Annotated in this window: 8 protein-coding genes; 7 read left to right on the forward strand and 1 reads right to left on the reverse strand. The window is 46.2% G+C overall.

Going from position 1 to position 8,785, the window contains the following annotated elements:
• Positions 1–211 precede the first annotated feature (211 nt).
• Positions 212–1,123 (reverse strand): 1,4-dihydroxy-2-naphthoate polyprenyltransferase, encoded by a 912-nt coding sequence (locus KW93_RS15145; RefSeq protein ID WP_033543885.1) that lies wholly within the window; start codon positions 1,121–1,123, stop codon positions 212–214.
• 171 nt (positions 1,124–1,294) lie between these two features.
• On the opposite strand from KW93_RS15145, the gene KW93_RS15150 reads away from it, so the two are divergent.
• The 7 genes from KW93_RS15150 to menC form a co-directional block, all read left to right on the forward strand.
• Complete coding sequence (locus KW93_RS15150) at positions 1,295–2,686, forward strand: isochorismate synthase (protein WP_033543886.1); 1,392 nt, start codon at positions 1,295–1,297, stop codon at positions 2,684–2,686.
• Positions 2,673–4,373, forward strand: coding sequence for a 2-succinyl-5-enolpyruvyl-6-hydroxy-3-cyclohexene-1-carboxylic-acid synthase (menD, locus tag KW93_RS15155; protein ID WP_033543887.1), 1,701 nt, complete (start codon positions 2,673–2,675; stop codon positions 4,371–4,373). Before KW93_RS15150 ends, menD begins: the two co-directional genes overlap by 14 nt.
• Positions 4,370–5,182, forward strand: a complete 813-nt coding sequence (gene menH, locus KW93_RS15160; protein WP_033543888.1) for a 2-succinyl-6-hydroxy-2,4-cyclohexadiene-1-carboxylate synthase — start codon at positions 4,370–4,372, stop codon at positions 5,180–5,182. Before menD ends, menH begins: the two co-directional genes overlap by 4 nt.
• Positions 5,183–5,192: 10 nt before the next feature.
• Complete coding sequence (menB, locus tag KW93_RS15165) at positions 5,193–6,011, forward strand: 1,4-dihydroxy-2-naphthoyl-CoA synthase (protein ID WP_033543889.1); 819 nt, start codon at positions 5,193–5,195, stop codon at positions 6,009–6,011.
• Positions 6,012–6,078: 67 nt separating this feature from the next.
• The gene (locus KW93_RS15170; RefSeq protein WP_033543890.1) at positions 6,079–6,519 is read left to right on the forward strand and encodes a GNAT family N-acetyltransferase; all 441 of its coding nucleotides are present in this window, start codon (positions 6,079–6,081) and stop codon (positions 6,517–6,519) included.
• A 35-nt stretch (positions 6,520–6,554) separates the two neighbouring features.
• Positions 6,555–7,988, forward strand: a complete 1,434-nt coding sequence (locus KW93_RS15175; RefSeq protein WP_033543891.1) for an o-succinylbenzoate--CoA ligase — start codon at positions 6,555–6,557, stop codon at positions 7,986–7,988.
• The coding region (gene menC, locus KW93_RS15180) for an o-succinylbenzoate synthase (protein WP_033543892.1) at positions 7,979–8,785 on the forward strand (807 nt) is incomplete at its 3' end. The genes KW93_RS15175 and menC, both read left to right, overlap by 10 nt.

The following is an 8,785-nucleotide window of genomic DNA, read 5'->3' on the forward strand; positions in this document are numbered from 1 at the left end:
GTAACACGGGTTCGAATCCCGTAGGGGTCATACAAAAATTGTCATGCATTAATTTGCATGGCATTTTTTTATTGGCCAAAAATAATATTGAAAGGTATTGAACTGCTTCATTAATGCAGCTGCATACTTTCCATACATAATCATTTCAGCTTTTTTTATTGAATAATACGAAAAGAAAAAGCATCTCATTCAAGAGATGCTTTCGTAGTTTTTAGAAAATATGACCGATCAGTAAACCAATTGCTAACAATAAAGCAAAGAGGGTATTAGTAATACCGGTATCTTTCATAGCTGGCATAACTTTTAATGGTTCTGTATGGCGCTTGAAGATATTGATAATTTTAACCGGCTTTTTAATACTCAGGAAAACCAGCAATGCCCAGGGAGTTATTATTCCAAAGACAACAAGAATAACAATCCATACATATGATAGTACAAAGAAACTTAACAGGATGTTAACCGCAGCTGATCTGCCAGCAAGAATTGCCAGAGTTTTCCTGCCGCTTGCGGCATCTCCGACAATGTCTCTGATATTATTGGCCATCATGATCGCAGCCACCAGGAGCGTACTTGGCACGGATAATAAAATCGAATCTGCCGTAATGGTGCCGGTTTGAATATAGAAGGCGATCAAAACAATAAGGAATCCCATAAACAGTCCGGAAAATAATTCACCAAATGGCGTATAGGCAATTGGATAGGGTCCGCCTGTATACAGGTAACCTATTATCATTGCTATTCCGCCTACAACCAGCAGCCACCAGCTTGTCTGGTAACAGATATAAATTCCGATGACTCCGGCTATCGCATAAAGCAAAAAAGCTAGTCTCAGGACAGTTTGGGGCTTTACACCATTGCGCACTATTGCTCCGCCGATGCCTACTGAGTTTTCGTTATCCAGCCCTCGTGCAAAATCGTAATATTCATTGAACATATTGGTAGCTGCCTGGATCAGTAAACTGGCCACCAGCATGGCAGTAAATAACAGCCAGTCAATATGTGTGTCTCTTATTGCAATCATTGTGCCCAGAAAAACTGGAGCGAAAGCGGCGGTCAAAGTATGAGGTCGGGTGAGCTGCCACCAGACGCGCCATCCGTTGTCCGCTTGAATCGTTTGTGTCATTCTATACCTCTCCTTTAATTCTTTCCTATTATATTGTACTGCAAATACAGCTATATGGCAGCAAATGTTGTGCCGAATTTAGCAGAAAAGAGTATGATAGAGGGTAGAGATTAAAAAGAGTAAAGCTTCTCCTGATTTTATGGAAGTTATTAAATAAACGGAGGTAATTTGATGAATCGACAACAGTATTCATCTGCCGAAAAACATGATAATTCACGTTATATTGCATACCATTTCTACACAGAAACAATTGAAGTGGCAAGAATATCTGCCCTGGCGTTTTTCGAGGCAGGCGAAAAAAGATTTAAAGGGGAACGCTTTTTCTGGCAAAATCCCGAGAAAACACATACCATCGTCGGTCTTGGCCACGCGCATGTATTGGCAGCTGAAAATCACCAGTCACGGTTTGAAGACATTAAGAGTAATTGGCAGAGCTTATGCAAACAAATCGTCAATGAAGAATCTTTTGTCGAACCGGTGCTGTTCGGCGGATTTTCCTTTGATCCTTTAAACAAAACTAAAAGTGTTTGGCACCATTTTCCGGAAGCCTATTTTACAGTGCCTACATTTCAGCTGGTTCTAAAAAATGAACGCGCATATATAAGTATTCATCTTATAACAAAAAGAGAAGACACTTTCAGGGAATTTGATTCTTTGAGAAACGAGCGTGACAAGCTGATTCACGCTGCGCAGGTTTCTGAACCGGTCACTTATAGAAAACCCATAGTTACCGGGAGAGAAGAACTGAAAAAGGAATCGTATCTTTCTTCTATTGAAAAAGTGACAAATGTGATTAAAGCGAAACAGGCGGAAAAAGTGGTTATCGCCCGCGTATTACGACTTGATTTCTCAAAAAATCTTTTGGCTTCATCTGCACTGTATCAAGTATCAAAAGAGCAGCCAGAAAGTTATTTGTTCGGTCTGGAAGCAAAAGATCAATTCTTTTTTGGTGCAACTCCTGAGCGGCTTGTAAAAGTTGAAGACCGTTCGGCTCTTTCTGCAGGACTGGCAGGTTCCACGCCGCGAGGCAAAACGATGGAAAGAGATCTGGAACTTGGCAATGAACTGCTGAATGACAGAAAAAACCGCTCTGAACATCAATATGTCGTTGATATGATCAGTAAAGTTTTCACAGCGCATTGCAGTGAAAAGACAGTCCCGAAAAAGCCGAAACTTATGAAAATAAGAGATATTCAACATTTATACACGCCAGTTGAAGGGAAATTAAAAGAAGGATCAAGTCTCATTGATCTTGTTCGCGATCTTCATCCGACACCGGCGCTTGGAGGAGAACCGAAACAATCAGCTATGAGTCTGATCAGGCAATATGAGACCATGAACAGGGGCTTTTACGCTGCCCCAATCGGCTGGATTGATGCGAAAGGGAACGGAGAATTTGCTGTCGCCATCCGTTCGGCATTGCTGGATAAAAAAGAAGCTTATTTATATGCGGGAGGCGGAATAGTAGAAGATTCCACTCCAGAGTCAGAGTATGCTGAGACATGGGTGAAGTTCCGTCCGATGCTTCGTGCTTTGGGAGGTCAATTAAGTGACGAATCGTAAATATTTAACTGAATACGTATCTGCGTTCACACACAGTCTCGTGAACCAGGGCGTCAGAAATGTGGTGATAAGTCCTGGGTCAAGGTCGACACCACTGGCTTATGCATGTATGAAAGAAGAAAAACTTACGGTCTACCGCCAGATTGATGAACGATCGGCGGCTTATTTCGCGCTGGGCATGGCGAAAGCTTCGGGAGAACCTGTGATGCTTCTCTGCACATCGGGAACAGCTGCAGCGAATTTTTTCCCTGCCATTGTGGAAGCTTTCTATGCAAGAATTCCATTAATCGTCGTAACGGCGGATCGGCCGCATGAGCTTCGCGAAGTCGGGGCGCCGCAAGCGATTAATCAGATCAACCTGTTTGGTTCACATGTAAAATGGTCAGTTGATTTGCCGATGCCGGAAGAGGAAAACCGTTTGGACTTTCTTGTCCGACATCTTCATCGTTCAGTCAAAAGCGCTGTGTCAGAGCCGAGAGGTCCTGTCCATCTGAATGTGCCATTTCGTGAACCTTTAGTATTGGATTTCGAGCAGCAGAATGACAGTCCAGGCGAAATAACGCATCTGAAAAATGAATCTCTCTTGTCCCCATCCATTCAAAATTTTATAGAGGGTGCTGTCCAGACTGAAAAAGGGCTGCTGGTGATAGGAGAAATGACAGAAATATTGCCACCGGAATTTTGGGCTTTTATAAGAAAGCTGAATTGGCCGGTACTTGCTGATCCGTTGTCGAATGTTCGGGGAAATATCGATGAAAGCTGCAGGGATCTTATTATTGACAGTTACGATGCGATATTGAAGAGTGAAGCTTTTAAAGAGAAAATGGTGCCTGAAGCTGTAATCCGCATTGGGCCACAGCCGGTTTCAAAACCTTTGACTCTTTATCTCGCCGCTGTAAAACCTGAAATTTACGCTGTTTTTGATGAATCGCCGATGATGCGTGATGCACAGTCTGTTGTAACCCATCATATTCAGGCTTCAGCATCCGGGCTGTGGCTTATGGAGATGTCGCCAAAACCGGCTAATCCCTACACCGAAAAGTGGACATCCGCATCACAGTTGTTCTGGGAACTGGCAGAACTTCATTGCAATGAAAAATTGGATGAAGGGGTGCTGGCGAAGGTTCTTTTTGATGAACTGGACGGGTGCGATTTGATCGTCAGCAGCAGTATGCCGATCCGGGACACGGATACGTATTTTAAAACGACGGCACGTGATGTGATGATTTATGGTAATCGGGGTGCGAACGGTATTGACGGGGTCGTATCTACGGCGATGGGTGTTCAGGCTGCGAAACAGCGTCCGGCGTTTTTGTTCATCGGGGATTTGTCCTTTTTGCATGATATGAACGGTTTAATCGCTTCGAAAATGCAGGAGACGAATTTGACTGTCGTAGTGATGAATAACGATGGGGGCGGAATTTTCTCTTACTTGCCTCAATCACAGGAAGAACGTTATTTTGAAGAGCTGTTCGGGACACCGACAGGATTGAAGTTTGAGGATGCTGCACGGATGTACGATGCAGAGTATGCAGCGGTTGAAACAAAAGAGCAATTGCGTTCGGCATTGCGCACGCCAAAAGAAAAGGCAGTTAAAATTATTGAGGTGTTTACGGACCGCGAAACAAATGTGCGGGTGCACCGGGAATTGTGGAATCTCCTTACTGAGGAGCTGGATGGCCAATGAAACTGGAGATTGAAGGCGTCAATTATCACATTGAGATTTTAAATGAAGATAAAGATCAGGCGCTGGTTTTTCTCCATGGTTTCACCGGCAGCTCAAATACGTGGCGAAATATGCAAGCGTATTTTACAGATTATAAACTGGTGCTGATTGATCTGATTGGCCACGGGAAAACTGACAGTACGGCGGATCCGGAACGTTTTTCGATGGAGCTGCAGCTTCGGGATTTGAAACTCTTATTTGAGCGGCTGGATCTTCAGGATTTTGCGCTGGCCGGTTACTCGATGGGGGGCCGTGTTGCGTTGGCCTATGCGTGCACGTATCCTGAACTGCTGAGTGCTTTGATACTCGAAAGTGCATCGCCCGGTTTAAAAGAGGAGCAGCAGCGGGCCGACAGAAGAAAAAGCGACAGGCTTCTTGCCGAACGGATCCTGTCCGGCGGAATTGATTCATTTGTCGACAGCTGGGAGAAGATTCCTCTATTTAAGACGCAGAAGACATTGCCGGAAGCTGTGAAAGCGGCTGTCAGAGCAGAGCGGCTGGCGCAGAATCCTACTGGTCTGGCAAACAGTTTGCTCGGTATGGGGACGGGCTCACAGGATTCGTATTGGGAAGCAATCAGCCAGCTGGAACTTCCGATTTTATTGGTGACAGGGGAATTGGATACAAAGTTTACGGCGATTGCTGAAGAGATGGTGCTGCTGATGCCGCAGGCTGTGCACAGGGAGATTGTGGCGGGGCATGCGTTACATGTGGAAAAACCGGATGAATTTGCTACAATAGTAAGGGAGTATTTAAATAAGAATTTTTAGGAGGAAAATCATGACACGTGCATGGGTAACTGAACGTACATATGAAGATATTAAATACGAAATTTATAACGGAATCGCGAAGATTACGATCAACCGTCCGGAGGTCCGCAATGCATTCCGTCCGAAAACGGTGCATGAATTGATCGATGCGTTTTCACGCGCACGCGATAATTCAGAAGTTGGCGTTATTGTTTTGACAGGGGAAGGCGAGAAAGCTTTCTGTTCAGGCGGAGACCAATCCGTTCGCGGTCACGGCGGCTATGTTGGAGAAGATGAGATTCCACGTTTGAACGTGCTTGACCTTCAGCGTCTGATCCGTGTTATTCCGAAACCGGTTGTTGCGATGGTTGCAGGATATGCAATTGGCGGAGGACATGTACTGCATGTTGTTTGTGATTTGACGATTGCTGCTGACAACGCACGTTTCGGCCAGACAGGACCGCGCGTTGGTTCTTTTGACGCTGGTTACGGTTCAGGTTACCTGGCGCGCATCATCGGCCACAAGAAAGCTCGTGAAATCTGGTACCTGTGCCGTCAGTACGACGCTCAGGAAGCGCTTGATATGGGACTTGTGAATACAGTGGTGCCTTACGAGCAGCTTGAAGATGAAACGGTGAAATGGTGCGAAGAGATGCTTGAAATGAGCCCGACTGCACTTCGTTTCGTAAAAGCAGCGATGAATGCAGATACGGACGGCCTTGCTGGACTTCAGCAAATGGCTGGTGACGCAACACTTCTATACTATACAACAGACGAAGCGAAAGAAGGACGCGATGCGTTCAAAGAGAAGCGCAAACCTGACTTCGGCCAATTCCCGCGTTTCCCTTGATCATCAATAATTGAAAGCTGTCCTTCCGGGGGCAGCTTTTTTTAGTAATGAATGGAGAGTGGCAGTGATGTCGATTCACTACAAGAGCTTTACGGAAATGATGGCAGGAGATTTAATGGATCAAGTGGTTTCATTGCACATAAGAATCTTTGGCAGTTCGGATGATTTAGCTGGAAGAATGGCGGAAAAGCCGAAGTTGCGTATTGATCTGGCGATGGATGCTGAAAAGCTGGTGGGGTATAAAATCGGTTATGCTTTGAATCGTGAGCAATTCTACAGCTGGCTGGGTGGTGTCGATGAAAGTCATCGACATCAGGGGATAGCGCGTGATTTGATGGAGCGGCAGCACGATTACGCCCGGAAAGAGGGCTATGCCTCTGTCCAGACCCATACCAAGAATAAATGGCGCAATATGCTGCTTCTCAATATCCGTGAGGGATTCGATGTTATCGGAACTTATACGGACAAAACAGGGGAACCAAAAATCATTTTAGAAAAGAAGCTGTAATTGTAAAGACGGCTTTAAGGAAAGGGATTTTGAAAATGAGCTATCCGAATTGGCTGAGCCAGCGGGCACATCTCAGCGGCAGCCGAATAGCGCTATCATATGGCGAGGAGCAGTGGACTTTCTCGGAAATCAACGGCATCTCCCTCGATTACGCAGGACGATTGTCTTTGCTCGGCATCGCAGCTGAATCAAGAGTTGCCATTCTCGCCAAATCACATCCGGAATCGGTTTTCGTCATGTATGCCTGCCTGCATATCGGCTGTGAAATGGTCATGCTGAATGAGCGGCTTTCAGCAGCGGAACTTGACTATCAATTGGAAGATTCAGCTGCATCCTATCTGCTGGTGGATGAAGAATTGCAGGAGAAAATCAGCTTCGGCAATAAAATCCTTTTTAGTGAAATAAAAAAAGCAGAGTCTGCTGAATTTATTTCCGTTCCGGAATGGCAGGAGAGCCGGACGATTTCGATTATGTACACGTCCGGCACAACTGGATATCCAAAAGGTGTGCGGCAGACGGTACAGAACCATTTCTCAAGTGCTGTTTCGTCAGCGTTGAATATCGGCATCTCTCCTGAAGATGTTTGGCTTTGCGTCATGCCCCTATTCCACATCAGCGGTTTTTCGATTTTGATGCGGTCGCTGATTTATGGAATGGGCGTACGGCTCTATCCTAAATTTGATGCAGAACTGTGTGCGGAGGAATTAAGTGAGGGAACAGTTACCCACATGTCAGTTGTTGGAGTGACTTTGGAGCGGATCTTAAATGAGCTCGAAACGAAAGGTCTGGAGGTTTCGCCAAAATTCAAAGTGATGCTGGCAGGTGGGGGGCCGGTTCCAGTGTCCTATATTGAACGGGCAGAGAATTTCGGGATCTCGATGCTGCAGACATATGGCATGACAGAAACATCTTCACAGACGACGACGCTGCAGCCCGCTGATGCGAAACGGAAAATCGGATCATCCGGCAAGCCTTTATTTTTATACCAGATCCAAATCGGGGAAAATGAAGCGCCCGGTGATAAAGGCGAGATTCAGATTCGAGGGCCGCAGGTGACACCGGGTTATATCGGCAAATATGCGGACCGTGAAGTGGAGCAGGACGGCTGGTTCCATACCGGTGATATCGGTTATGTGGACGAAGAAGGCTTCCTGTTTGTGGTTGACCGGCGTTCGGATCTGATCGTATCCGGAGGCGAAAATATTTATCCGGCGGAAATCGAGAAAGTGCTGCTTGGACATCCGGCTGTTCGTGAAGCAGGAGTCTGCGGCATGTCGGATGAACAATGGGGAGAAGTGCCTGCAGCTTTTATTGTATTGAATGAAGAGATTTCAATGGACAGTTTGAGAGAATACCTGAGGCTGCAGATTGCGGGTTATAAGATTCCGAAACTGATCCGCGCAGTCCAAGCACTGCCGCGCAATGCTTCCAATAAAGTGCTGAGAAGAGAGCTGAAATCATGGGTTTGACCATACAGGACATCCGGTTTGAGCGAATTAAAAAAGAACTGAAGAAACCTTTTGTCACGTCGCTGCAGACGGTTACTGAGCGGGAATCCATTATCGTGACTGTCGAATCTGACAGAGGCATAAAAGCTTACGGGGAATGTGTGGCTTTTTCGACGCCCTGGTATACGGAGGAAACGGTTGAGGGCTGCGCCTTCGTTATGGCGCGCGTGCTGAAGCCATTATTGCTGGGAAAAGAATTATCTGGTCCAGCGGAAGTGCAGGCGATTTTCGCGGTCGTTAAAGGGAATAGCATGGCCAAAGCAGCGATTGAAATGGCTGTGTGGGATCTTTTTGCGAAACACGATGGGCTCCCATTATGGCAGTATATCGGCGGCACGCAGCAGGAAATCCGAGCAGGTATCGTGGTGGCGGCAAAACCTGAAGAGCTGCTGCATGAAATAGAAGCTGCAGCTGCCAAAGGATACAGCCGAGTCAAAATTAAGATATCTCCGGCTTTGGATGTGGACATTCTTAAAGAGGCGGTTGGGCGCTATCCGGATATTCTGTTTTTTGCGGATGCCAACGGCGGGTTTTCTGAACAGACTATGAATCGGCTGAAGGATTTTGATGATATTGGCTTCACTTTGATTGAACAGCCTTTTGCTGAACACGAATGGGAGCTTCATGCAAAAGCAAAGCGAATGATGAAAACCCCAATTTGCCTGGATGAAAGCATTAAAAGCCTGCACGATGTGGAGCGGATGATCGAGATGCAGGCGGGAGATATCATCGCATTGAAGATGGGCCGACTGGGGGGG

This window comes from Planococcus sp. CAU13 (genome assembly GCF_000775575.1).
Lineage (GTDB): Bacteria > Bacillota > Bacilli > Bacillales_A > Planococcaceae > Planococcus.

Excerpts from the sequence above, each read along its gene's own strand:
- KW93_RS15145 (WP_033543885.1), bottom strand. The coding sequence starts at position 1,123 with ATGACACAAACGATTCAAGCGGACAACGGATGGCGCGTCTGGTGGCAG.
- KW93_RS15150 (WP_033543886.1), top strand. The coding sequence starts at position 1,295 with ATGAATCGACAACAGTATTCATCTGCCGAAAAACATGATAATTCACGT.
- menH (WP_033543888.1), top strand. The coding sequence starts at position 4,370 with ATGAAACTGGAGATTGAAGGCGTCAATTATCACATTGAGATTTTAAAT.
- menB (WP_033543889.1), top strand. The coding sequence starts at position 5,193 with ATGACACGTGCATGGGTAACTGAACGTACATATGAAGATATTAAATAC.
- KW93_RS15170 (WP_033543890.1), top strand. The coding sequence starts at position 6,079 with ATGTCGATTCACTACAAGAGCTTTACGGAAATGATGGCAGGAGATTTA.
- KW93_RS15175 (WP_033543891.1), top strand. The coding sequence starts at position 6,555 with ATGAGCTATCCGAATTGGCTGAGCCAGCGGGCACATCTCAGCGGCAGC.